The organism is Scytonema hankhaensis NUACC26, from assembly GCF_045865695.1.
In the GTDB taxonomy this organism is placed as follows: domain Bacteria; phylum Cyanobacteriota; class Cyanobacteriia; order Cyanobacteriales; family Nostocaceae; genus Scytonema.
Genome location: NZ_BAACAP010000119.1, coordinates 1 through 25,773, shown reverse-complemented (window position 1 = coordinate 25,773; position 25,773 = coordinate 1). Strand labels below are relative to the sequence as shown.

Here is a 25,773-nt window from a genome sequence, read left to right as displayed (position 1 = left end):
AAGCGGTGCAAACAGCGAAGCATCTGCACGCACAGTATCGATGTCGTTATCAGTTGAAGAAACCCGTGCATTACTGAGTGAGGTACCAAAAGCGTACAACACGCAAATCAACGACGTGTTGCTCGCCGCCTTGGTACAGGTGTTAGCTCATTGGACGCAATCGACTCATGTGCGCTTCAACTTGGAAGGACACGGACGCGAAGAAATTTGGGACAATGCCAATGTCTCGCGCACAGTGGGATGGTTTACCACCATCTTTCCGGTGGTGTTACATCATGCTACAGACAATCCTGGTGAGGCGTTAAAGTCCATCAAAGAGCAACTGCGTCGCATCCCCTCTCAAGGCATGAGCTATGGCTGGTTGCGCTATCTCCTCGATGACGCCGAAACGACCGCCCAACTCACGAACCAAGGTTCCGCTCAGGTCGTCTTCAACCATTTGGGTCAATTTGATTCGGTGCAAAAGACATCAGCACTATTCCAGCTCACCGACGAATCGAGCGGTCTTAGCCGTAGCCCCCTCAATCACCGCAGTCATCTCCTCGAGGTGAATAGCATCATCATCGGTGCTCAGTTGCACGTGAATTGGACATACAGTGAGAACCTACACCGCCACAGCACAATTGAGGGTTTAGCGCAAGAGTATTTGCAAGCGTTGCGCGAGTTGATTGCTCATTGCTTGGCTCCGGATGCTGGCGCTTACACGCCAACAGATTTTCCAGCAGCGGGCTTAAGCCAAACAGATCTTGACGAGTTATTTGCACAACTAGAGGAGGTAGAGAGCTAAAAAAATCACTTTGCAAACCCAACGTCCAAATTCTGACAGAACAATTGAAACGCTGCATTAAGCAGGTACAAGCAGATAATTAAGTAACCGAAAAATGCGAACCTTTATCATCCTCTGGTTTGGACAACTGGTATCCCTTCTTGGCTCTGGCTTAACTGGCTTTGCTTTAAGTTTATGGGTGTACAAAAGCACGAACTCAGTTACTCAGTTTGCGCTGCTTTCTGCGCTTACTTTATTGCCTAGTATCATCGTCTCCCCACTTGCCGGTTCGCTTGGGGATCGGTGGAACCGACGCCAGTTAATCATCTTGAGCGATTGTGGGGCTGGCTTGAGCTTCCTTTCAATCGGGCTACTACTTTTTATTGGACAACTTGAAGTCTGGCATATTTACGTGGCTACGGCTGCTAGCTCTGCTTTCGGTGCCTTGCAGTGGCCTGCTTATAATGCTGTAATCTCACTGCTTGTACCACCACAGCATTTAGTTCGTGCTAATGGTCTGTTTCAACTAGGACTAGCCGTCTCGCAGCTAATTACGCCAGCGCTAGGAGGCTTTTTATTGGTGACTATTCAGATTCAAGGTGTCCTTATACTTGACGGAATTACCTTCATTTTCTGCCTTGTGACACTCTTACTGGTTCGATTGCCTAAATCCAAAACTATGGTAAAAGCCGAAGGGTTAAACAAATTAATGTGGCATGATACGTTGGTAGGTTGGCGATACATCACAGATCGACCTGGTTTGTTTAGGTTATTAATGCTTTTCTGCATCTACCATTTTTTTGAGGGAACTGCTGGTGTGCTATCAACACCACTGTTCCTTTCCTTTACCTCGACTGCTGTACTTGGTACAATGCTGTCCATCGGGGGCAGCGGTATGCTACTCGGCACGGCAGTCATCACCAGTTGGGGTGGAGGAAAGCGTCGCATATATAACGTATTCTGGTTTATGCTGTTAGGCGGGTTATGTTTGCTGCTAGCTGGGCTGCGTCCTGATGTTGTGCTGTGTAGTGTTGGCATTTTCCTTTACTTTTTCAGTCTGCCGATCCTTATTAGTTCTAAGCAAGCCATTTTGCAGAGTAAAATTGAGTTTGAGGTGCAGGCAAGAGTTTTCGCTGTGAACGGAATGCTCATCAATTTATCCTTCCTGCTTGCTTATTTAGTTGCCGGACTGCTAGCTGACCATGTGTTTGAGCCACTGCTTACCATTAACGGACCATTAGCTGGAAGTGTTGGAAAGATAATTGGTGTCGGACCGGGACGTGGCATTGGCTTGCTATTCATCATCATGGGAATACTCTTGATAGTAGCAATTGTGACCAGCTATCTTTCTCCGCGCTTGCGACTAGTAGAATCGGAGCTGCCAAATGTAATCTCCCACTAAATAACTGCCAGTTTTGCAAGCAAATAGCAAAAGTATGCTGGCTCAAGCAAACTCTCTGTAATTTTTGGAGGAATTATGAGTTGGAATGACCTTGAAGATAGAACTATATACAAAGTTGTCGTCAATCACGAACAACAGTACTCAATTTGGCCAAGCGAGCGCTCAAATGCTCTTGGTTGGACAGATGTAGGTCAAAGCGGCACAAAGGCAGAATGCCTAGCTTACATAAAAGAAGTATGGACTGATATGAGACCGCTTAGCTTGCGTCAGTAAATGGAAAATTCGGCACAATCAAACTAAAATATTCAATTTAACTTGAGATAAACATTAAATGAAAAAGAATAACATTGAAGATATTTATCAACTATCCCCAATGCAACAGGGGATGCTGTTCCATACCCTTTACGCTCCCGATTCTGGGGTGTACTGTCAACAATTGAACTGTACTTTGACAGGAGCGCTGGACGTTGAGGCATTCAAAGCCGCATGGCAGCAAGTCGTCGCACGGTATGTCGTCTTGCGAACTGCATTCATTTGGGAACGTAAAGACGTGCCACTACAGGTGGTGTACCGACAGGTGAAACTGCCAATAGAGATCCATTCTTGGCTCGGGCTATCTCCTCAACAGCAGCAACAACAACTGGCGACTTTCATAGAAACAGACCAGCAGCGTGGCTTTCAACTGGACAAGGCACCACTGATGCGCCTCAACCTGATTCAAATGTCTGATGAGGTCTACCAATTTGTCTGGAGTTATCACCACATAATTCTAGATGGGTGGTCGTTGCCGTTGGTATTCACCGAAGTGCTGGGCTATTACGAAGCATTGTCTGAGGGGCAAGAGTTACAACTGCCACCGACTCGTTCCTACCGCGAGTACATTGCCTGGTTACAGAAGCAGAACATGGCAGTTGCCGAACAATTTTGGCGGCAAACACTCCAGGGTGTGACGACACCAACGCCACTAGTCGTCGATAAACCACACCAAAGCTTGTCTGGGTCACAAAGCTACAGTAAGCAGATTGTTACGCTATCAAGTGCAGCTACAGCAGAGCTGGTGTCGTTTGCACGTCAGCATCAATTGACGTTGAACACCTTAGTACAAGCCGCTTGGGCAATACTTTTGTGGCGGTACAGTGGCGACGACGTAGTTTTCGGCGTAACCGTCTCAGGTCGTTCTCCAGCTATACTGGGCGTAGAGTCGATAGTTGGGATATTTATCAATACCCTACCGATGCGGGTGGAACTGTCTGCTGAGGACACAGTTCTACCAAAGCTCAAGCAAATACACAAGCAACAGGTGGAAATGAGTACTTATGAGTACACGCCACTGGTAGAGATTCAGGGGATGAGTGATGTGCCGCGCGGGCTGCCGTTGTTTGAAAGCATCGTGGTGTTTGAGAATTATCCGGTAGATGCCGCTTTACAAGAGCACTCACAGAAGTTGCACATCAGTGATGTTTATGCTCTCGAAAGGACTAACTATCCACTCACTCTCGTAGCCCAGCCCGGAGAACAATTGTCGTTGTGGTTCGTCTACGATACTCAGCGCTTTGACACGGCTACTGTTACACGGATGATGGGGCACTTCCAGACCTTGCTTGAAGGTATGGTGACTAACCCTCAGCAGCGTCTTGCAGACCTACCACTGCTCAATGTGTCCGAGCGTCAGCAGTTGCTGATGAAGTGGAATGACACCCAGACCGATTATCCTCAGGATAAGTGTATTCATCAGCTGTTTGAAGAGCAAGTGGAACTGACACCAAATGCCGTGGCATTAGTGTATCAGAATAAACAGCTAACTTACCGAGAGTTAAATACTCGTGCCAATCAGTTAGCACATTACCTACAGAGTTTGGGTGTAGGACCAGAGGTACTAGTAAGTATTTGTACTGAGCGTTCCTTGGAGATGATAGTAGGACTTTTGGGGATTCTGAAAGCGGGAGGCGCTTATGTGCCCTTAGACCCAACCTATCCCCAAGAGCGCTTAGAGTTTATGTTGCATGATTCACAGATTAAGGTGCTATTGACTCAAGAAAAGTTGGTTACAAATTTGCCTAAGCATACGGCGCATACGATCTGCTTGGATTCACAATGGGGGGTCATCTCTTGTGAGAGTCAGGATAATTCTATCAGTGATGTGCAACCCACTCACTTGGCTTATGTGATTTACACTTCGGGATCTACAGGAAAGCCGAAAGGAGTCCTAGTGACTCACCAAGGATTATGTAACCTAGCTCAGGCTCAGACTCGCTTGTTTGATGTCAACTCAGACAGCCGTGTTCTTCAATTTGCTTCCTTTAGCTTTGACGCTTCGATTTGGGAAGTGGTGATGGCTCTTTGTTCTGGAGCAAGGCTTTGCTTGGAAACAAAGGACTCCTTACTCCCAGGACTGAATTTAATGCAGTCTTTGCGTACTCATAACATTACCCATGTTACGCTCCCCCCTTCCGCGTTGGCTGTTCTACCCTATGAAGAATTGCCAGCTTTACGAACAATTGTTGTAGCAGGAGAAGCTTGTTCTCCCGATTTGGTAGCGCAATGGTCAAAAGACCGACGTTTTTTCAATGCCTATGGACCTACTGAATCAACTGTCTGCGCTACCGTAGCTGAATGCACTGACAGCAGCAATCAACTCTCAATCGGTCGTCCCATCGCCAACACACATATCTATATTCTTGACTCCCATCTTCAACCAGTACCAATTGGAGTCAGGGGTGAACTGTACATCAGTGGTGCTGGTCTGGCTCGCGGTTATCTCAACCGTCCCGAGTTAACCCAAGAGAAGTTTATCGTTAATCCCTTTAGTCAACAACAAGAGGCGCGCCTGTACAAAACTGGTGACTTAGCTCGTTACCTACCAGACGGTAACATTGAGTTTATTGGTCGCATTGACCACCAGGTGAAGATTCGTGGTTTCCGCATTGAACTCTTAGAAATCGAAGCGGTGCTCACTCAACATCCTAGCGTCAAACAAGTCCTAGTGATAGATCGCGAGGATGTACCCGGTGACAAGCGCTTGGTGGCATATATCGTTCATCACCAAGAACAAGTCCCCAAGGTGAGCGAACTTCGCTCCTTGCTGAAGGCGAAATTGCCAGACTACATGGTGCCATCGGCGTTTGTGATGCTCGAGACTATGCCACTAACTCCTAACGGCAAAGTCAACCGTCAGGCTTTGCCAGCACCCGATACGTTACGTCCCGATTTGGAAGCAACTTTTGTGGCTCCGCGTACATCAACCGAGGAGGTGATGGCACAAATCTGGACTCAAGTGCTTCGGCTCGAGCGAGTTGGTGTCAATGACAATTTTTATGACCTTGGCGGTCATTCCCTGACAACAACTCAATTGCTCTTCCGCGTACAAAATACCTTCACTGTAGTATTGCCCTTACACGTCCTGCTCGAAACACCTACAGTTGCAGGAATGGCTCAAGCCATTGATAATATTCGTGAGAGCACACTGACTGCGACTGCGACAACATCTGTCATGGAACTCAATGCAGAAGCTGTTTTGGATGAGACAATTCGTTGTGAGGGTACACCTGTTGAGTTTACCTCACAGCCAACACGTATCTTTCTGACTGGCGCAACAGGTTTTCTGGGAGCTTTTTTACTTTATGAACTCCTAGAGCAAACCAATGCTGACATTTATTGCTTGGTACGCGCCTCTAATGTCGAAGAAGGCAACAAGAAGATCCGCGCAAATCTTCAATCCTACTTACTCTGGAATGAATGTTTTAGTTCCAGAATTATCTCAGTTCCTGGCGATTTATCGCAACCACTTTTTGGTCTAGGCGATCGACAGTTTCAATTATTAGCAAGTACAATAGATGTCATTTATCATAATGGCGCATTAGTTAATTTCGTCGATCCATACCCTAAACTTAAGGCAGCTAATGTTCTTGGCACTCAGGAAGCCCTGAGATTGGCAAGCCAAATTAAAGTTAAGCCCCTACATTATATTTCTACCCTTGCCGTTTTCCCCTGGCAGGAGGACTTCTCCAAAGATCATATTTTCCGCGAAAATGACTCTTTAGATGGTGGTCATGTTGCAGGTGGCTACGAGCAGAGTAAATGGGTAGCAGAAAAGTTAATCATAATCGCACGCACTCGCGGACTTCCTGTGTGTATTTATCGCCCAGGAAGAGTCTCAGGGCACAGCCAAACCGGAACTTGTAATACAGATGACCTCATGTCCAGAACCATCAAGGGTTGTCTTCAACTTGGAAGTGTTCCTTCTTTAAACATGATGGTGGATATGACGCCTGTAGACTATGCGAGCAAATGTATCGTTCATCTCTCAATGCAGAAAAAATTGCTGGGGGAAACTTTTCATGTGGTGAATCCTCAGCCAGCCCACTGGAGCAACGTCATGACTTGGTTGTGTTCTTTTGGTTACTCGCTAGAGGTAATTCCTTACAAGCAATGGCGAGCAGCCCTGCTCAAGAGTGCTGAGCATTCCACAGAAAATGCGTTGTATCCATTAATATCTTTTTTTGGGGAGGAATCATCCGATAACTTAGTCGAGTTCGACTGTCAGAATACGCTGGATGGGCTTGCAGGAACTTCCATCGACTGTCCGTCAGTCAGTGCAGAATTGCTGAACACTTACTTGTCATACTACGTTCGTAGTGGTTTTTTGTCGGCTCCGCAGCAGATCGATAAAGTTGGATATTCTTTCGATAAAGCTTTAGCGTAAAAAGTCTTAAATGTCAAGTCTAAAGTATGAAATCAAGAAACCCATATACCCAGCTTTTGGTGCGATTTATAATGAGTGCTTGATTTACGCCAAGCTGTACTAACAAATTGAGTCAACTAAGTATCACTTTTTTTGGAGGAATTATGAGTTGGAATGACCTTGAAGATACAACTATATACAAAGTTGTTGTCAATCACGAACAACAGTACTCAATTTGGCCAAGGGAGCGCTCAAATGCTCTTGGTTGGACAGATGTTGGTCAAAGCGGCACAAAGGCAGAATGCCTAGCTTACATAAAAGAAGTGTGGACTGATATGAGACCACTCAGCCTGCGTCAGCAAATGGAAAATTCAGCACAATCAAGCTAAATATTCAATTTAACTTGAGATAAACATTAAATGAAAAAGAATAACGTCGAAGACATTTATCAATTATCCCCAATGCAACAGGGGATGCTGTTCCATACCCTTTACGCTCCCGATTCTGGGGTGTACTGTCAACAATTGAACTGTTCTTTGACAGGAACACTGAATGTTGAGGCATTCAAAGCTGCATGGCAGCAAGTTGTAGCGCGGCACGTTATCTTACGGACTGCATTCATTTGGGAACGCAAAGACGTGCCACTACAGGTGGTGTACCGACAGGTAAAACTGCCAATAGAGATCCATTCTTGGCTCGGGCTATCTCCACAGGAGCAGCAACAGCAACTACAAGACTTTCTGGAATCCGATCGCGATCGTGGCTTTCAACTAGACAAAGCACCACTGATGCGCCTCAGCCTGATTCAAATGTCAGATGAGGTCTACCAATTTATCTGGAGTTATCACCACATAATTCTAGATGGATGGTCGCTGCCGTTGGTATTCACCGAAGTGCTAGGCCGTTACGAAGCATTGTCTGAGGGGCAAGAGTTACAATTGCCACCGACTCGTTCCTACCGCGAGTACATTGCCTGGTTACAGAAGCAGAACATGGCAGTTGCCGAACAATTTTGGCGGCAAACACTTCAGGGCGTGACGACACCAACGCCACTAGTTGTTGATAAACCACATCACAGCTTGTCTGGGTCACAAAGCTACAGTAAGCAGATTGTTACGCTATCAAGTGCAGCTACAGCAGAACTGGTGTCTTTTGCACGTCAGCATCAATTGACGTTGAACACCTTAGTACAAGCCGCTTGGGCAATACTTTTGTGGCGGTACAGTGGCGACGACGTAGTTTTCGGCGTAACCGTCTCAGGTCGTTCTCCAGCTATACTGGGCGTAGAGTCGATAGTTGGGATATTTATCAATACCTTACCGATGCGGGTGGAACTGTCTGCTGAGGACACAGTTCTACCAAAGCTCAAGCAAATACACAAGCAACAGGTGGAAATGAGTACTTATGAGTACACGCCACTCGTAGAGATTCAGGGCATGAGTGATGTGCCGCGAGGGCTGCCGTTGTTTGAAAGCATCGTGGTGTTTGAGAATTATCCAGTAGATGCGGCTTTACAAGAGCACGCACAGAAGTTGCACATCAGTGATGTTTGTGCCTTCGAGAGAACCAATTATCCACTCACGATTGAAGCCCAGCCCGGAGTGGAATTGTCATTGCGGTTCGTCTACGATACTCAGCGCTTTGACACTGCTACTGTTACACGGATGATGGGGCATTTCCAGACCTTGCTTGAAGGTATAGTGACTAACCCTGAGCAACGCCTTGCAGACCTACCACTGCTCAATGTGTCCGAGCGTCAGCAGTTGCTGATGAAGTGGAATGACACCCAGAGCGATTATCCTCAGGATAAGTGTATTCATCAGCTGTTTGAAAAGCAAGTGGAACTGACACCAAATGCCGTGGCATTAGTGTATCAGAATGAACAGCTAAGTTACCGAGAGTTAAATACTCGTGCCAATCAGTTGGCACATTACCTACAGAGTTTGGGTGTGGGACCAGAGGTACTGGTAGGTATTTGTGTTGAGCGCTCCTTGGAGATGATAGTAGGACTTTTGGGAATTTTGAAAGCGGGAGGCGCTTATGTGCCCTTAGACCCAACCTATCCCCAAGAGCGCTTAGAGTTTATGTTGCATGATTCACAGATTAAGGTGTTGCTGACTTTGCAGGGGTTAGTAGTCCAATTGCCACATAAGATGCAAATAGTCCATTTAGATGCAGACTGGGAAGCCATCGAACAGAATAGTACAGAGAACCCAATAGTGGGTGCCACACCTAAAAATTTAGCCTATGTAATTTATACATCAGGTTCTACAGGAAAACCTAAAGGGGTGATGATTCCACATCAGTCTCTAGTAAATTTCACGCAATCAGCAACTGTTGAATACAGGTTAAATCAACATGACCGCATCCTTCAGTTTGCATCTATCAGTTTCGATGCTGCAGCAGAAGAAATTTACCCCTGCCTCACCTGCGGTGGTACGTTAGTGTTACGTACTCAAGAAATGTTGAGTTCGGTGTTGCAGTTTTTGCAACAGTGCAAGGATTTGGAACTAACGGTGTTAGACTTGCCGACAGCATACTGGCATCAGATATGTTCTGACTTAGCTTCAGCGGATTTGGCACTACCTGATTCCTTGCGGTTGGTAATTATTGGCGGAGAGCGAGCGCTTCCCCAAGCAGTAAAAATTTGGCAAGAGCGTGTAGGTACTATTCCCGAGTTAATAAACACATACGGTCCTACCGAAGCGACTGTAGTCACAACGCTCTGCAAATTATCAGGTAAATCAACAGAACTTGATGAACAAGAAGTACCAATTGGACGTCCTATTGGTAATGCCAAAGTATACGTACTAGATCGAAACCTCCAACCAGTGCCCATCGGAGTTCCTGGAGAACTGCACATTGGCGGTACCTCCTTGGCTTGGGGCTACCTTAATCGCCCAGACTTGACTGCCGAAAAATTCATCGGTAACCCGTTTAGCGACCAACTAGGGACACGCTTGTACAAAACTGGTGACTTAGCTCGTTACTTACCAGATGGTAATATTGAGTTTATTGGTCGCATTGACCACCAGGTGAAGATTCGTGGTTTCCGCATTGAACTCTTAGAAATCGAAGCGGTGCTCGCTCAACATCCTAGCGTCAAACAAGTCCTCGCGATCGCTCGAGAGGATGTACCCGGTGACAAGCGCTTGGTGGCATATATCGTTCATCACCAAGAACAAGTCCCCAAGGTTAGCGAACTTCGCTCCTTGCTGAAGGCGAAATTGCCAGACTACATGGTGCCATCGGCGTTTGTGATGCTCGAGGCTATGCCACTGACTCCTAACGGCAAAGTCAACCGTCAGGCTTTGCCAGCACCCGATACGTTACGTCCCGATTTGGAAGCAACTTTTGTGGCTCCGCGCACATCAACCGAGGAGGTGATGGCACAAATCTGGACTCAAGTGCTTCGGCTCGAGCGAGTTGGTGTCAATGACAATTTTTATGACCTTGGCGGTCATTCCCTGACAACAACTCAATTGCTCTTCCGCGTACAAAATACCTTCACTGTAGTATTGCCCTTACACGCCCTACTTGAAACACCTACAGTTGCAGGAATGGCTCAAGCCATTGATAATATTCGTGAGAGCAAACCGACTGCGACTGTCACAACATCTGTCACGGCGCTCAATGCAGAAGCTGTTTTGGATGAGACAATTCGTTGTGAGGGCATAGCTGTTGAGTTTACCTCACAGCCAACACGTATCTTTCTGACTGGCGCAACAGGTTTTCTGGGAGCTTTTTTACTTTATGAACTCCTAGAGCAAACCAATGCTGACATTTATTGCTTGGTACGCGCCTCTAATGTCGAAGAAGGCAACAAGAAGATCCGCGCAAATCTTCAATCCTACTTACTCTGGAATGAATGTTTTAGTTCCAGAATTATCTCAGTTCCTGGCGATTTATCGCAACCACTTTTTGGTCTAGGCGATCGACAGTTTCAATTATTAGCAAGTACAATAGATGTCATTTATCATAATGGCGCATTAGTTAATATTGTCGATCCATACCCTAAACTTAAGGCAGCTAATGTTCTTGGCACTCAGGAAGCCCTGAGATTGGCAAGCCAAATTAAAGTTAAGCCCCTACATTATATTTCTACCCTTTCTGTTTTCCCCTGGCAGGAGGACTTCTCCAAAGATCATATCTTCCGCGAAAATGACTCTTTAGATGGTGGTCATGTTGCAGGTGGCTACGAGCAGAGTAAATGGGTAGCAGAAAAGTTAGTCGCAATCGCACGCACTCGCGGACTTCCTGTGCGTATTTATCGCCCAGGAAGAGTCTCAGGACACAGCCAAACCGGAACTTGTAATACAGATGACCTCATGTCCAGAACCATCAAGGGCTGTGTTCAACTTGGAAGTGTTCCTTCTTTAAACATGATGGTGGATATGACGCCTGTAGACTATGCGAGCAAATGTATCGTTCATCTCTCAATGCAGAAAAAATTGCTGGGGGAAACTTTTCATGTGGTGAATCCTCAGCCAGCCCACTGGAGCAACGTCATGACTTGGTTGTGTTCTTTTGGTTACTCGTTAGAGGTAATTCCTTACAAGCAATGGCGAGCAGCCCTGCTCAAGAGTGCTGAGCATTCCACAGAAAATACGTTATATCCATTAATACCTTATTTTGGGGAGGAATCATCCGATGACTCAGTCGAGTTTGACTGTCAGAATACGCTGGATGGGCTTGCAGGAACTTCCATCGACTGTCCGTCAGTCAGTGCAGAATTGCTGAATACCTACTTGTCATACTACATTCGTAGTGGTTTTTTGTTGGCTCCGCAGCAGATCGATAAAGTTGGATATTCTTTCGATAAAGCACTAGGAGCTATGACTAGATAGCGATATCATAGGACAAACAAGTTGCAAAACTGTACTAACAAATCGAGTTAACTAAGTGTCACTTTTTTTGGAGGAATTATGAGTTGGAATGACCTTGAAGATACAACTATTTACAAAGTTGTTGTCAATCACGAACAACAGTATTCAATTTGGCCTAACGAGCGCTCAAATGCTCTTGGCTGGACAGATGCTGGTAAAAGCGGAACAAAGGCAGAATGCCTAGCTTACATAAAAGAAGTGTGGACTGATATGAGACCACTTAGCTTGCGTCAGCAGATGGAAAATTCAGCACAATCAAACTAAATATTAAATGTGACTTGAAATAGGTAAACTGACATCTTGCACCATCGCCTCCCAAGCGAAAATAAAAGCCCAAAAAGTTTATTATATTGTAGAGCGATCGCTGCCCACAAGTCCCTCCTACTTGAAGGTGCAAGATGTTAATAAATGAAAAAAAATAACATTGTTAAAAATGCGATCGCCTCTTTTCACATATAAATTAACGGGACATGGAAAAATCTTCTTCTAATCTGATAGAACAACCACTTCGGGTGTATTTGCAAAATACTAAAAATATAGTGGAATCTGTTTTATTAGAACACATTTCTGTTGAAGATTGTGCTGTGCTCATTCGGGAAACAGAAATATCTCGCCCTCAATTAGTTGCCTATGTCGTCTCACAGCAACCTCTGGAATTAGAACAATTACAATTCCACCTGCAAGAAGCTATACCATCGGCTTTATTACCCAAAGCTTATGTACAGGTATCTAATCTACCGTTGACTCCTACAGGAGAAATAGACAAACAGGCTTTAATAAGTCTGCCAGTGTTAGATTTTCAATTAGCTGAACAAATAGAAAAGCAACTCAAGTCAAGATTAGAAATTGAGCAGTTAGCAGTCATTTTACAAGAGGACTCCCTACGCCTTCCCCGATTACACATAACAGATTTACTTCCAAAGAGTCATAGGTTAAATACTCCTGTTATTAAACAATTAATTTCCTCCGCTCCTGAATTAAAAACACAATTACAAAGCTCACAAACAAAGCATACTAAAGAAACCATTATTATTAATGGAACCAACTACTACAGCCATGAAATCGAAGCGGTAGTTGAAGAAATTAAACAAGTAGAAGCATCATACACTGTTGCTTGTGTTGTTAAAGATGCCGATAGTGCCACAGAGAAATTAGCTATCTTTTTCCACTCACCGATTGTAGAAGACGAACGACTGCAAAAACTACTTCAGACAATTCAGCAGACTATCGTTAACAAAGTGGGATTGAATCCAGATTATTTGATTCCAGTAGCTAAGGAGGGTATTCCCAAAACCGCTATTGGCAAAATCCAGCGTCTTCAATTGAGCCAACGTTTTCAAGCCGGAGAGTTTGACACAATTCTCAAACGACTCGACATCTTAATGGGCGATCGCAATACCCTACCTGACTGGTTTTACCACAAGATTTGGCGATCGCAAAAACCCGTATGGCAAGACTGGCAACCTATAAGCGGACATACGGTGGTATTTCTTGACTCTTCGGGATTAGGGTCGATATTGTGTCAACATTTACAGTCGGCTAATCGCTCATCTATCTGCGTTCAAATAGGGAAAGAGTTTAGCTTACTCGGTGACAACAGCTATTGCATCAACCCGCAAAATCCCGACCACTATCAACAACTGTTTCAGTCCATCCTCTATAATGGTCAACCTGTCACCGAGATTATACATTTGTGGACTTATGACTCATTGTCAGCAGATATCCCCTCTTTAGACGCACTCCAAAAAGCTCAAGACAGAGGAATTTACAGTCTCTTGTACTTAATCCAAGCATTAGCTAAGGTTCAAGGTTCTCAGGAGCCGGTACGCTTACTATGCGTTGGAAGTCAAACTCAAGCTACCTCATCCACAGATAAAATTGCTCCTGCCAAGTCGCCAATATTAGGCTTGCTCAAAACTATTCCCCAGGAAATGACGACTTTGCGCGTCCGTCATGTGGATCTTCTGCTAGAGGAAGAAGAGAACAATACAGCTTATATTCTCCAAGAACTCCAAACAAACTCAAAAGCTTTGGAGGTTGCGTATCGTGAGGGACAGCGTTTGGTTCCTCGCTTACAAAAAGTAGATTGGGAACAACAACCCAAGGGAGAATTACCTTTTAAGCAAGGAGGTATTTATCTATTAAGTGGTGGACTTGGCGGCGTCGGAGCGGAGATTGCAAAATATTTACTGGAAAATTATCAAGCAAAGCTGTTATTGCTGGGGAGGAGTCCTTTAGATGAAAAAATCAAGGTTTATCGAGAATTAGAGCAATTACCAGGAGAAATTAGCTATCAACAGGTAGATATATGCCAGTACGAGCAAGTACAACAGGCACTCACACAAGCTTTATCTCAATGGCAAGGAGAATTAGCTGGAATCATTCACTTAGCGGTAGTATATGGGCAGAATTTACTTTTAGAAGAAACTCGCGACAACTTAGAGGCGGTGCTGCGCCCTAAAGTACAAGGAACTTGGGTATTGCATCAACTGCTGCAAGATCGTCCCAACAGCTTGTTTATTAGCTTCTCTTCTTTAGCCGATTTATTTGGCGGTGCTAATATCGGTGCATATATTGCTGCTAACTGCTTTTTAGAAAACTTTACGCACTATCAACGCCATCAACAGGGACACCAGAGTTATTGCTTTGTTTGGGGTAACTGGGATAACTTAAGCATCAGGCAAGATAATCTTGCACAATCCTGGCTCCATCGCCGAGGTTCCTGCACTATTTCCACCACCCAAGGTTTGTATTCTTTGCTGACAGGTTTGTACCATAACCAAGAACATTTGTTAATAGGTTTAGATGGTAGTAAACCGTATAGCCAGAAGTATTTGGAAATAGCAGCTCGTGGGTTGCAGAAATTAACTGCTTATTTCACCACAAAGGACATTGGCACTACTATTTCAGATTTAATTGTACAGATACAGGACTATGCGATCGCAGATGACTTTGGCACGCTAGCGATTTGTGATTTCATACAGATTCCACAGATGCCCTTGACAGTTACAGGGGAAATCGACCGGGAGCAGTTACGACTTCTCAGTGCTGGTAGAGACACCCAAACACCGATTATGCCTCGTAATGACTTAGAGCGGCAAATATCACTTGTTTGGCAAGAAGTTTTAGGAATTGGACAAATTGACATTCATAGTAACTTTTTTGAACTGGGTGGGAGTTTTATCAAAGCAATTATTTTGGTCAATAAATTAGAAAAGCAACTAAGACGAAACTTTCATTTTACATTGATGATTGAAGCTCCAACTATTGCTCAATTTTCATCGTACATTCGGAACAATTATCCAGAACTTAATTCTAGAGTACAAGGTTCTGATATGGGTACAACAAACAGCAAAACAACGGTACTATCTGGAAAAAATAACGTCATACCAATTACGAAAAAACTAATTACTGTTGCAACCGATATAGAGGAGGGAGAAATTTGAAAACAGTCGAGCGATTGTTAACTGACCTAGAAAAGTTGAAAATTCAACTTTGGCTAGATGAAGAAGTTCGTCTGCGCTACAGTGCCCCCAAGGGAGCTTTATCCTCACAGTTACGCGACGAATTGCGAGAACGTAAAGCAGAAATTATCGAATACCTGCATCACAAACATCAGGTAGCAAAGTTCCCACCCATTGAGTCTATCTTGGTCAAGATCCAACCAACCGGAAGTAAACCACCTTTGTTCTGCATTCACCCAGCTAGTGGTAACGTTTTCTGCTATTTAGAATTATCCCGACATCTAGGTTTGGATCGGCCTTTGTATGGCTTGCGACCACCTAATTTATACAGCCAAGAAAAACCTTTAATTTCCATAGAACAGATGGCTGCGACTTATATCAAAGTCATACAGTCCGTTCAGCCCCAAGGACCCTATCACCTTACAGCTTCTTCCTTTGGTGGAGTTGTAATTTATGAAATGGCACAGCAATTGCAAGCTACTGGTCAAGAAGTTTCTTTTCTAGGAATGTTGGATATGCCTTTACCTATACCTAGAGATCTAAAAAACCAAATAGAAAAAGAGAGGAATGAATACTATCTAGTTTTAACCGCTTTTGCTGACAGTACAGCAGGTGCTTTAGGTGAGTATGTGCAACGAATAACAATTGAGGAATTGCAAACTTTATCTGACTTAGAAGCACAATTAAATTATATTTTGCAAAAATTGATCCAGCTTAAACTTTTACCTGCTGAATTTACATTTGAGCAGTTTTGCCATCTTTTTAATGTATTTGAAGGCAATGTCACAGCTGGAATGCGCTATATAATGAAAACCTATCCTGGTAAAGTTGTCTTCTTCCGCGCAACAGAAGACATAATTGACTTATTTCACAAATATCAAGACCCAACAAGAGGTTGGTCAGAATTCGCACTTGGTGGGGTAGATGTTCATGAGGTAGAAGGGAACCATTACTCTATGCTTCGTAGTCCGATTTTAGCCGAAAAAATCAAGCCTTATCTGATATAATCTTAGCCTCAGCGTCAATTCTCCGTCTTTTGTGACCTGAAAGAATCCCTTCGGCTTGAGCAAAGGAGCCGTCAACTATCCCAATCTCGTTCCAAATCATGGATGACTTTTTCGATATACCAATCCTCTGGCATTCCAGGATAATCATACTTTGCTTGGTCAATCAGCCGTTCGGCAATTTCCCAATGTCCTCCAACAAGTCTTAACAAGCGTTGGCGTTGTAAGTTGTTCGTTGTTTTTTTGGGTTCGGAACTAAATGAGTTAATTTTTTTGAGACTATCTAAAACTTGTTGGTAATTTGCCCAATCTTCTTTTTCACAAAACATACTCGCCGCACGTTGGTAATCTTCAATAGCGCGATGCATTTCTTCTATGCAAGTATAGGCAATACCGCGATTGTAATAAGCTGTTGCATCATCGGGATTAATTTCCAAGGCTTTGGTATAGTCTTTGATTGCACCTAAATGGTTACTCATTTCCCGATAGACATTCCCTCTAGCAACATAAAGCAGTGCATCTTGAGGTTGTATTTGAAGTGCTCGATCGAAATCGGCGATTGCTCCTGTATGGTCTCCTAAATGAAACCGTGCTTTTCCCCGATTGCGGTAAACAATCGCATCTTGTAAATTCAATTGCAATGCTTGGTTAAAATCGGAGATAGCATCTCGGTAGTTACCTTGTTTACAACGCACGACTCCCCGACAACAATAAGCATATGCATCTTTCGGATCGGCTTGCAACACCCAGTTTAAGTCTTCCATTGCGTCTCGGGTGTTACCTTTCTCGGCTTTATCTAGTAATTGAATAAAATAAGAGCTTTCAGATTTTAAAGGTGCGATTGTAGGAGCAGGCGATGTTACAAGAGTAGGTTTTTCTTTTGGCTGTAACTGTCTCACTTTTGCCAAACATTGACGGCAATTTTCTGTATCTTTTTGGTCTAAATATAATTCTGCTGCCTTTTTAAAGCTGGCGATCGCATCAGGAATATATCCTTGTTTGCGAAGTACTGTTCCTCTCAAATTATATGCTGGTGCATAGTTAACGTTATGGCGAATAGCTTGCTCTGCATCTGCAAGGGCTCCTGGTAAATTTTTTAATGATACTCGTGCTAGAGCGCGACCATAATAAGCTTCAACACTTTGCGTCAAATTTATAGCTTCCGTGAAGTCAGAAACAGCCTTGTGTATCTCTTCCAAGTCAAAGTACGCTAAACCCCGTCGATAATACGCTTCAGCAAAGTAAGGTGCTAGCTGTAAAGCACGAGTAAATTCCTCAATAGCCCCAGTATAATCTTTTTGCTTAGCTTTTTCGATTCCCTTATTATAAGATTCGTTATTCATAGTATTTCTTAAAAGGAGCAAGTACAAGAGTCAAGGCTGAGTGGGAGAAATCCTGTATACTTTCTACTTCAACCGTAAATTCATTCATTTCCAATTTTCGTTGAAACAAAACAAATCTGCCACTATGGACTACCTCTATCGCTATCCACCTTTGCACTCCGGGATTCTGCTGAAACGCTACAAGCGGTTTTTTGCTGACGTCGAACTTGCTTCTGGTCAGGTTGTCACAGCCCACTGTCCCAATACCGGACCAATGACAGGTGTTTGTACTCCTGGTAGTCTAGTACAACTTTCTTACAGCGATCGTCCTAATCGTAAATTGCCCTATACCTGGGAAATGATTCAGGTACACGATAACAAACCAACTTGGGTAGGTATAAATACAGTATTGCCCAATAGAATAACTAAGTTAGCTTTAGAAAAATATCTTTTCCTAGAATTAGGCAAGTATACTCACATTCTTACCGAAGTTGCATATGGTCGGGATAAAAAAAGCCGTGTGGATTTTCTCCTATGTGAAGCTATAGAAAATCAAAACATCGTTCTATCTAGTAACTCTTTAGCAAAACAGAAGGAATTACTACTTGCTCAGAGCACTCCTCAAATTTATCTTGAAGTTAAAAATACAACCTTAGCACAGGGGAAATTAGCACTATTTCCCGATACAGAAACAACACGAGGACAAAAACATCTGCGAGAATTGATGGCACTTCTGCCTCTACACCGTGCAGTTATGCTTTACTTTATTAACAGAGGCGATTGCACAGAATTTTCCCCTGGTGATGCTACAGATCCAATATATGGGCAATTGTTACGAGATGCGATCGCCGCTGGCTTAGAAATTTTACCTTGTCGATTTGAAACAACTCCAGAAGGAGTACGTTATTTAGGTTTGGCAGAATGCAATTTTTGAATTTCCGTAATTTGCCTAGAAGAGATTGAAGTATTTTGATGTTACCAAAAACAATTCTTAGTTGGAAAAGTTTTTGACTACTCCAAAACATTTGTAAGGCATATATTAATGGCTAACATTGCTTACGTATCAACGAAAGAAGGCGATGCTCTCACAGTACGTTCTAAACCCAATGGAGAATCAGTAGGTTCTCTCAGCAATGGTACTGAAGTTCAAGTAACTGGCGAACCCGTACAAGCAGGAAACAGGAAATGGGCGCAAATTGGAACAAATCGTTGGGTCGCTAACGAGTTTCTGACAACTATCAAAACAGCACGAGTGGTTGCAAAAAGAACGACAAAAACCATTGGTGGCGGTTTGAGAGTATACGAAACTCGACTGATAGATAGCAATGGTAACGTTATTAATACAGTACAAGCTGTTTCCGGTCGAGTTGGTAAGCAAACTCCATCTGATGTTGCTGGTTCTGAGACACCTGTACCTTTTGGAATTTACAAGTTTGACAGCCCTGGGGTTGTCGGTACACCGCCAGGAAACAAACCAGAATTTGGTGGTGTTTGGTCTCCAGTGACACCTCTGTTCAGTACGGGACGTTCGGGTATAGGCGTTCACTACGATCCCTCAGCTTTGGCTCAAAATGCTAACACTGGTACTGCTGGTTGTTTTGCCACGCCAACTGTTAAAGAACGGGACATTATGACCAACTTTATTCGCACTCACAAACCAACTCATTTGATTGTGTATGAGAGTTAGTGGTTAGTTGTTAGTGGTTAGTTGTTATACTACAACTGTGTTTTACAATTCTCCTTGTCCCTGCACTCCCAATACTTGTCGCTTAAGCCTAAAAATACGAAAACACGTAGGTTGGGTTGAGGAACGAAACCCAACATTTACAGACATTTGTTGGGTTTGACTATCGTTTACTTCGTCATAAACTTCTTGGGGAATGATGACGGTTCCAAAAATGTCACGCAGCAGTTCCAATCGCCCAACCTTCGCCAATTCACTTAATGGAGTTGTGTCAGCAACAATAATCACGCTCTTAATTCACTCTGTTGATTCAGCATTTCTCTGGCGTGAGCAACTTCCTGCTCGATTTCAGAGCGCGTTTGCTCTGAGAATGTCGAGATTTCATACTTCCCCATTAATTCAATCAAGTCAAGTCGAGTTATACCTAATAATGTTGCGGCTTGATGTTTAGTAATCGCACCCTGTTTGAGTAATGTCATGACATAAGCTTGTTTCGCTTTAAGCTCAGCTTCCATCTTCTGCTCTTGGGAAATGCCGGCGAGGGCTAGGGTAAACTTAATTTCTACTTGCTCCAGTTGCATTACAATTTCAACCAATCGATAGTTCAATTTTAGCTGCCCAATTCTTCGGTCGTGGTCATAAATCTGCTTTCTCAACCTCAGCTTTCAAAATGCTCTTAAGTGGCAGTGTGTAAATTGGTACTGAAGGTATCGTTTCTTGATGGGAGATGAATTTTATAGCGGTTTTCAATTGGGTGCAATACATCAAATAATTAAGGAACCGCAGCCTGTAGCAGATGAACACAGATAAGTCTGTACTTCATTCAAGTGAGAACGACTATATATTCTTGTGGGATGGGCATCTTGCCCGTCCCTTGAAATAAGGCGAGATCGCGTAACCGCAGCACTTCCTGCGCCTGTTGCAATTCATGGAGGAGATTTGCTTGTTCTAGAGCAATGCCAATTTGAACTGCCAGTTGTCGGAACAATTCAAATTTATCAACGTATGTTGGGTTTCGTTCCTCAACCCAACCTACATTAACTAACCATTAAAATTTCAAAGTCCGCGATTTACCATCGTCTTGAAATTGCTGTTCGCCTACTCCAACAAGTTCGACAATTACTTCACGGGATGGTGGTGTCCATTCTCTCTTTCGTTCTCCAATCTCTAAAATTGTATGCTCTGCATCGGCAAAGATACGGTAATTTGTTGTTGCAAATGCTCCTTTTTGAAACTCAAATGAATGTCCGTCATCTTCATAGAATGTAAACTCATTAGTACCATGCCAAACACGTAACCGTAATTGGTTTAGTGGATGTTCATCAACATACTGCATCACAGGTTGCATGGGAATAATTGCACCTGCACGCACATAAAGAGGCATGATTTCTAATGGTGCATGAGCAAGGATGTGAACGGGACCATGATGGCTTTCTCCCGTCCACCAGTCATACCAAGTTCCTTCAGGTAAATAGACGGAACGATGCTCTACTCCGGGACGGTAAATCGGTGCAGCCATTAAATGAGAGCCAAGGAAAACTTGGTCGTAGAGAGTGTAAGTTTTGGGATCGTTGGGGTAATGGTAGAGTAACGGTCTTAAAATGGGTGTCCCTGTAGCGGCTGCTTCCCAAAAGAGGGTGTAAAGGTAAGGTAGCAATTGGTAACGTAGATTTATGTATTCTCGAGAAATTTTCTCTGTACGTTCTCCAAAAATCCACGGTTCGTGACGTGCTGTACTCATAGCTGAGTGACCGCGCATGAGAGGATAAAGCATTCCTACCTGCATCCACCGGGCGAACATTTCTGCTGTGGCGTTACCAGCGAATCCACCAATATCGCAGCCTACAAATGCTACACCAGATAGTCCCATGTTACATAGCATTGGTAGGGACATTTCTAAATGATCCCACAACGACTGATTGTCACCCATCCAAACCGATGACCATCGTTGCACTCCTGCAAAACCAGAACGGGTGAGCACAAAAGAACGCTCATTGGAACGTAACCGTTGCAAACCTTCTGCACTCGCTCTCGCCATTGACAAACCGTACAGATTGTGTACTTCAGCGTGAGTAGCTCTATGTGGGGACAAGGGGGACAAGGTAGAGTTTTCCCCCCCTCCTCCTTGAGGTGCATCTAGAGGAAACCAAATTTTATTTCCACCATCTCCAAAAGGGCGATCGTCAATTGCAGGCTCGTTCATATCATTCCATATTCCTGCAACGCCTACATCAGTTAGACTTTTATGTAAGTCCCCCCACCACTGACGCACATCCGAGCGCAAAAAGTCGGGAAATACTGATTTTTCGGGCCAAACATAGCCGTGGAACAATCGCCCATCAACTTTTCGGACAAAATAGTCGTTTTTTACCCCTTGGTCAAACACGTGATAATTAGCTTCTGGTTCGTATTTTACGCCTGGGTCTATGATGCTAACGGTTTTAAAACCATTTTGCCCTAAGTCTGCAATCAGTTTTGCAGGATCGGAAAAGCGGTTGGGACTCCAGGTAAACACGCGATAACCCCGCATATAATCAATGTCAAGATGGATGACATCACAGGGAATTTGACGCGATCGAAATTCTTGCGCTAGTTCTCGTACTATGGTTTCTGACTCGTAACTCCAACGACATTGGTGATAGCCAATTGACCATTTCGGCGGTAGTGGCATTCTACCTGTTAACTGGGTATAAGTGCGAAGAATGTCCCCAGGTTCGGGACCGTAAATAATATAGTAATCTAACTCGCCTCCACGAGTTTCCATTTTTAAAGTACCCGGTGCTTCTGCACCAAGATCGAACTGACTCCAAAACGTGGTGTTGAAGAAAATACCGTAAGCAAGTTGGGGACGTAAGGCTATAAAAAACGGGATTGACTGATACATTTCATCAGTTTGAGTACTGTAGTCTAAGGCGTCAACTGTCCAATTGGTTTTGACTTCGCTCAGTTTATCTAGCAATCCCGTGCGTTCTCCAAATCCGTAAAAATGCTCATCTACTTCTATATGTTTCCATGCAGCAACTGCACCCAAACGCCAACCCATTCCCATCTCTGTATCGCGAGCAAAGGGACGACCTTCTTTATCAAAGCAGGTGATACGGCATTTTTCTTTGTGTACGATCGCACGTATCTGGTCAGTTTCAATTTCTACAACACTATCTGTTGCATTCACCTCGAAAGGCACATCTTCTGCCCATTCTGCATCATCTAGTGTTACCGCCCAAGGACGACGGGGTTGAAATTCACCTATTGGTGACATCCGCACTCGCAGCAAGTTGGATGCGAGTATGGTAATGCTAACATGGGCGTCACCACACTCCAGATGAATTATGCGATCGCGAAGCGGCTGCTTTGCAGCATCGCTCTTACTGACAGATTGCACCCTATCAATAGTCGTCCAAGGTTGGTCAGTTGTGGGCAGTTTTCCAAAGTATTGGGGCATGCACCCTCCAAGGTAGATGTATATCTCAAAACAATTGCCACTTTAATACACTAACCTATGGACATAAACCTACTGATGGCAGAATTTTTTATTATGCAGCCGTTAACTCGGCAATTTTAGTACGAGCTTTAGCAATAGACTCTGCTAACTTTTGCCCGCCATACTCATCATTTTCAACGTGAACGAAAGTGATATCCGTAATACCCATAAACCCAAAGACGGTGACAAGATATGGATCGTGATAATTCATGCTCTCATATCGCCCACCAGGATGGAAGCCCGAATCCCCTCGTGCTTCGATGATATACATTTTCTTACCGAGGACGAGCGGCTTAAAAACGTTGGTAGAATCATTGGGTTCAAATGCAACAGTGCGTCCAACCCGAACAATTTGGTCAATGTAACTTTTGAATGTACCCGGAATGGTAAAATTATACATAGGAACACCAACGACATAGATATCAGCCTCTAAGAATTCGTCTACGAGTTGGTCGCTCATGCGAATAGCTTCCCACAGATCGGGCGTGCGCTGTTCGGGTGGGGTAAAAGCAGCCGCAATCCAGGATTCATCCACATAGGGAACGGGATTGCGTCCAATATCACGATATGTAACAGTATCATTAGGATGAACTTGCTTCCATTGTTCAACAAACTCTTTGGTCATACGGCGAGAGTGGGAACGTTCGCCACGCGGACTAGAATCAATATGCAGTAAGTGTGCCATAGTTGTGAATTTCTGTTGAGTTAAAGCCTGTTTTCCATTACTATTTCAACTTAGGAACCCGCCCTTCAACTATCTGATTTCTGTGACACTATCAAAATATTGCGATCGATTAGAAAGACACGCACGATTGCTCATCAACACGCAAAACCGACTCTTGTTGAAACTTATTTAGATATGCCTGTCGAATTTGTTGGATTTTTCTGTTACTATCGCTATTGAAAGGATAAAGCAATATTAAAAGCTTCGACTCTTCTTTGACGACTGTTTGACTCGAATTTTTGAATTGACCCTTACCAGTTAATAGCGTCAGCCCATTAGGAAAAAGAGGTGTAACTTCATTGTCTACAAAAAGCTGAAATTCTTTTTCAGTCACTGTTGAACCGTCTGACTTTGATAAGCCAAACAATAGCTCTGTTCTAGAAAAATTTTCTCCCTTCAACTGATTCTTACAAAAGCTATTCTGGCTAGCTTCTATGTTAGAAGATTTATTTGAAATACCGATTGCCAATGCACAGTTCATAATTAGTCCGGTGCCTAAAATGAATCCGAATATCCTGTGAGGAACTTTGAATTTCATAACGTTCTCCATATATAAATTTAAATCCGAATATTTGATGCACGCGGTCTAATAGAGGCAACAAAATAAACATGACATATTTTTTCATAACTTGGTTGTTTTTGCTTACAGTTGATGGCTCAAAACAACTAGCAATCAAAAAATCCTAGATAGCAACAGATGTTTTTATCTATGTTCTAGATAAATCAGAGTGGAAATATTCCTTATTGCTATGGTTGAGCCTGTTATCTATTTACTAGGTGAAAATGCAATCAACTTATGCACTTACTTGATAAGCATAAGGTGACAGTTCGTGTTACTTCTTTATGTACTTGCCATATCATAAGAAAAAAGAAGGCGACGGCAAAAGACATTTTATTAAGAATCGAACGAATATTGGAGAGCCGCTAAAACTATTGCTATTGCTATTGCTACTTGTTACTTTGTTCAAGTCCGTAATCAACCCAATTCCTTAAACCATATAAAAAATTTCCTACTTCTTTATACTTACTACCAGGTACAAACATCTATGTATCAAGGTTTTTAAATTGAGTAGGTAATTGCGTTTTTGTGTTGTTTCTGCGACTCATTATTGCCGACGATACTGCTTCCAAACTGTCCGTTTTCAGCGTTACGCTTTACCCATTGTTCCGTCACAGGGTTGTAAGTTTGGCTGCGTTTGTCCACGGTACCACGGCGATAACGTGTAAACAGTTGAAGCCCCTACCATATTGCAAACATAGCTGCCATCTGCCATCTGGCTTCTTCACTTGGTGGGCATTGCCCACCCTACAATACTTAAAGTTTTTCATAAATCATTTAGGATTCCTATATCTGATTTGTAAAATATACGTATGGTGGGCATTGCCCACCCTATGATACTACGGTACTAGAAACTTTTACAAATGATTTAGGACTGTTATATGTAGTACGAAAACCTAAAAAAGGGTAATAACAATGAGAATTTTAATTGTAGAAGACGACGATCGCATTGCCAAACCTGTTGCAGAAGATTTGAAACATCAGCATTATGTAGTCGATATTGCTTGTGATGGAATGGAGGGTTGGGAATACACGCAATCTACCCAATACGACTTAATTTTATTAGATTTGATGTTACCTAAACTAGATGGTGTCAGCTTATGCAAGCGTTTGCGTGCTGCTAAATACAATTCTCTTATACTGATGATGACAGCACGAGATACAACTGCAGATAAAGTTATTGGGTTAGATGCGGGTGCTGATGATTATTTAGTGAAACCCTTTGAATTAGAAGAATTAGCAGCACGAATCCGAGCTTTATTTCGGAGAATTCCAGAAACTCGTCAACCCATCTTAGTTCATGGGAATCTACAACTCGATCCTAGTAGCTGTACTGTGACTTATCTCAATAACTTACTTTCACTCACACCGAAAGAGTACATGATTTTAGAATGTTTTATGAGAAATCCCACTCAAGTTTTAACTCGTTCGGTCATTTTAAATAAGTTATGGAGTTTTGATAAATTTTCTGGAGAAGATACGGTAAAGACTCATATAAAAAATTTGCGAAAAAAGTTGAAAGATGCGGGAGGTTCTGAAAGCTTAATTGAAACCGTATATGGTATTGGATATCGTTTGTCTAGTTAGAAAATGGGGATTGGCGATTAGGGACTAGGAACTGGGAAAGAATTATTTTCATGATTGATTGTAGGGTTTTCCCATAAATAACTGGATGGAAAATCAAAGACCCCCTTTTTAAGAGGTTGTTTGAAAAGTAGTTGGTTGTGATTTTAGGCACTTATCGATCCCCCCTAGCCCACGCCAGTCGCTGTGAGTTCGGGAGACCCTCCTGCAGCGCTG

General features: G+C 43.4%; 19 protein-coding genes. 12 read left to right on the top strand and 7 right to left on the bottom strand.

Features of this window, described 5'->3' with window-relative positions; translation table 11 throughout:
- The 9 genes from ACKTT2_RS06345 to ACKTT2_RS06305 all read left to right on the top strand — a co-directional run.
- Positions 1–787, top strand: a 787-nt coding sequence (locus ACKTT2_RS06345; RefSeq protein WP_407885115.1) for a condensation domain-containing protein, incomplete at its 5' end; no start/stop codon positions are given.
- A 94-nt stretch (positions 788–881) separates the two neighbouring features.
- Complete coding sequence (locus ACKTT2_RS06340) at positions 882–2,168, top strand: MFS transporter (RefSeq protein WP_407885114.1); 1,287 nt, start codon at positions 882–884, stop codon at positions 2,166–2,168.
- 75 nt (positions 2,169–2,243) lie between these two features.
- The gene (locus ACKTT2_RS06335) at positions 2,244–2,441 is read left to right on the top strand and encodes an MbtH family protein (RefSeq protein ID WP_407885113.1); all 198 of its coding nucleotides are present in this window, start codon (positions 2,244–2,246) and stop codon (positions 2,439–2,441) included.
- Positions 2,442–2,499: 58 nt separating this feature from the next.
- Positions 2,500–6,870, top strand: coding sequence for a non-ribosomal peptide synthetase family protein (locus ACKTT2_RS06330; protein ID WP_407885112.1), 4,371 nt, complete (start codon positions 2,500–2,502; stop codon positions 6,868–6,870).
- Between the two features lie 143 nt (positions 6,871–7,013).
- A complete protein-coding gene (locus ACKTT2_RS06325) occupies positions 7,014–7,238 on the top strand; it encodes an MbtH family protein (RefSeq protein ID WP_407885111.1) in 225 nt (74 codons plus the stop codon).
- Positions 7,239–7,268: 30 nt separating this feature from the next.
- The gene (locus tag ACKTT2_RS06320) at positions 7,269–11,696 is read left to right on the top strand and encodes a non-ribosomal peptide synthetase (protein WP_407885109.1); all 4,428 of its coding nucleotides are present in this window, start codon (positions 7,269–7,271) and stop codon (positions 11,694–11,696) included.
- Positions 11,697–11,774: 78 nt separating this feature from the next.
- A complete protein-coding gene (locus ACKTT2_RS06315) occupies positions 11,775–11,999 on the top strand; it encodes an MbtH family protein (protein ID WP_407885106.1) in 225 nt (74 codons plus the stop codon).
- Positions 12,000–12,205: 206 nt separating this feature from the next.
- On the top strand, positions 12,206–15,181 hold the full coding sequence (locus ACKTT2_RS06310; RefSeq protein WP_407885104.1) for an SDR family NAD(P)-dependent oxidoreductase: 2,976 nt from the start codon (positions 12,206–12,208) through the stop codon (positions 15,179–15,181).
- Positions 15,178–16,206, top strand: a complete 1,029-nt coding sequence (locus ACKTT2_RS06305; RefSeq protein ID WP_407885102.1) for a thioesterase domain-containing protein — start codon at positions 15,178–15,180, stop codon at positions 16,204–16,206. Before ACKTT2_RS06310 ends, ACKTT2_RS06305 begins: the two co-directional genes overlap by 4 nt.
- 71 nt (positions 16,207–16,277) lie before the next feature.
- On the opposite strand, the gene ACKTT2_RS06300 is transcribed toward ACKTT2_RS06305, so the two are convergent.
- A complete protein-coding gene (locus ACKTT2_RS06300; RefSeq protein WP_407885100.1) occupies positions 16,278–17,546 on the bottom strand; it encodes a tetratricopeptide repeat protein in 1,269 nt (422 codons plus the stop codon).
- A 124-nt stretch (positions 17,547–17,670) separates the two neighbouring features.
- Here ACKTT2_RS06300 and sfsA point away from each other — a divergent pair, with 124 nt between their 5' ends.
- Both sfsA and ACKTT2_RS06290 read left to right on the top strand, forming a co-directional pair.
- Positions 17,671–18,459 (top strand): DNA/RNA nuclease SfsA, encoded by a 789-nt coding sequence (sfsA, locus tag ACKTT2_RS06295; RefSeq protein WP_407885098.1) that lies wholly within the window; start codon positions 17,671–17,673, stop codon positions 18,457–18,459.
- Between the two features lie 108 nt (positions 18,460–18,567).
- Positions 18,568–19,212: a L,D-transpeptidase family protein gene (locus ACKTT2_RS06290; protein ID WP_407885096.1), complete on the top strand. Its 645-nt coding sequence runs from the start codon at positions 18,568–18,570 to the stop codon at positions 19,210–19,212.
- Between the two features lie 42 nt (positions 19,213–19,254).
- On the opposite strand, the gene ACKTT2_RS06285 is transcribed toward ACKTT2_RS06290, so the two are convergent.
- The 6 genes from ACKTT2_RS06285 to ACKTT2_RS06260 all read right to left on the bottom strand — a co-directional run bounded on the left by ACKTT2_RS06285 (position 19,255) and on the right by ACKTT2_RS06260 (position 23,952).
- Complete coding sequence (locus tag ACKTT2_RS06285) at positions 19,255–19,497, bottom strand: PIN domain-containing protein (RefSeq protein ID WP_407885094.1); 243 nt, start codon at positions 19,495–19,497, stop codon at positions 19,255–19,257.
- Positions 19,494–19,790, bottom strand: a complete 297-nt coding sequence (locus ACKTT2_RS06280; RefSeq protein ID WP_407885092.1) for a UPF0175 family protein — start codon at positions 19,788–19,790, stop codon at positions 19,494–19,496. The genes ACKTT2_RS06285 and ACKTT2_RS06280 overlap by 4 nt, the downstream gene beginning before the upstream one ends.
- 242 nt (positions 19,791–20,032) lie before the next feature.
- Positions 20,033–20,197: a hypothetical protein gene (locus tag ACKTT2_RS06275; RefSeq protein ID WP_407885090.1), complete on the bottom strand. Its 165-nt coding sequence runs from the start codon at positions 20,195–20,197 to the stop codon at positions 20,033–20,035.
- A 60-nt stretch (positions 20,198–20,257) separates the two neighbouring features.
- A complete protein-coding gene (locus ACKTT2_RS06270; RefSeq protein WP_407885088.1) occupies positions 20,258–22,651 on the bottom strand; it encodes a glycoside hydrolase family 31 protein in 2,394 nt (797 codons plus the stop codon).
- 91 nt (positions 22,652–22,742) lie between these two features.
- Positions 22,743–23,375, bottom strand: a complete 633-nt coding sequence (locus ACKTT2_RS06265) for an FMN-dependent NADH-azoreductase (RefSeq protein WP_407885086.1) — start codon at positions 23,373–23,375, stop codon at positions 22,743–22,745.
- Positions 23,376–23,484: 109 nt separating this feature from the next.
- Entirely contained in the window at positions 23,485–23,952 is a 468-nt protein-coding gene (locus ACKTT2_RS06260) for a DUF3574 domain-containing protein (RefSeq protein ID WP_407885084.1), read from the bottom strand.
- 936 nt (positions 23,953–24,888) lie between these two features.
- Between ACKTT2_RS06260 and ACKTT2_RS06255 the strand changes: the two genes are divergently transcribed.
- On the top strand, positions 24,889–25,560 hold the full coding sequence (locus ACKTT2_RS06255) for a response regulator transcription factor (protein ID WP_407885082.1): 672 nt from the start codon (positions 24,889–24,891) through the stop codon (positions 25,558–25,560).
- The last annotated feature ends 213 nt before the right edge of the window (positions 25,561–25,773 follow it).

Excerpts from the sequence above, each read along its gene's own strand:
- ACKTT2_RS06280 (WP_407885092.1), bottom strand. The coding sequence starts at position 19,790 with ATGCAACTGGAGCAAGTAGAAATTAAGTTTACCCTAGCCCTCGCCGGC.
- ACKTT2_RS06270 (WP_407885088.1), bottom strand. The coding sequence starts at position 22,651 with ATGCCCCAATACTTTGGAAAACTGCCCACAACTGACCAACCTTGGACG.
- ACKTT2_RS06255 (WP_407885082.1), top strand. The coding sequence starts at position 24,889 with ATGAGAATTTTAATTGTAGAAGACGACGATCGCATTGCCAAACCTGTT.
- ACKTT2_RS06325 (WP_407885111.1), top strand. The coding sequence starts at position 7,014 with ATGAGTTGGAATGACCTTGAAGATACAACTATATACAAAGTTGTTGTC.
- ACKTT2_RS06265 (WP_407885086.1), bottom strand. The coding sequence starts at position 23,375 with ATGGCACACTTACTGCATATTGATTCTAGTCCGCGTGGCGAACGTTCC.
- sfsA (WP_407885098.1), top strand. The coding sequence starts at position 17,671 with ATGGACTACCTCTATCGCTATCCACCTTTGCACTCCGGGATTCTGCTG.
- ACKTT2_RS06335 (WP_407885113.1), top strand. The coding sequence starts at position 2,244 with ATGAGTTGGAATGACCTTGAAGATAGAACTATATACAAAGTTGTCGTC.
- ACKTT2_RS06310 (WP_407885104.1), top strand. The coding sequence starts at position 12,206 with ATGGAAAAATCTTCTTCTAATCTGATAGAACAACCACTTCGGGTGTAT.
- ACKTT2_RS06330 (WP_407885112.1), top strand. The coding sequence starts at position 2,500 with ATGAAAAAGAATAACATTGAAGATATTTATCAACTATCCCCAATGCAA.
- ACKTT2_RS06290 (WP_407885096.1), top strand. The coding sequence starts at position 18,568 with ATGGCTAACATTGCTTACGTATCAACGAAAGAAGGCGATGCTCTCACA.
- ACKTT2_RS06315 (WP_407885106.1), top strand. The coding sequence starts at position 11,775 with ATGAGTTGGAATGACCTTGAAGATACAACTATTTACAAAGTTGTTGTC.
- ACKTT2_RS06260 (WP_407885084.1), bottom strand. The coding sequence starts at position 23,952 with ATGAAATTCAAAGTTCCTCACAGGATATTCGGATTCATTTTAGGCACC.
- ACKTT2_RS06300 (WP_407885100.1), bottom strand. The coding sequence starts at position 17,546 with ATGAATAACGAATCTTATAATAAGGGAATCGAAAAAGCTAAGCAAAAA.
- ACKTT2_RS06320 (WP_407885109.1), top strand. The coding sequence starts at position 7,269 with ATGAAAAAGAATAACGTCGAAGACATTTATCAATTATCCCCAATGCAA.
- ACKTT2_RS06340 (WP_407885114.1), top strand. The coding sequence starts at position 882 with ATGCGAACCTTTATCATCCTCTGGTTTGGACAACTGGTATCCCTTCTT.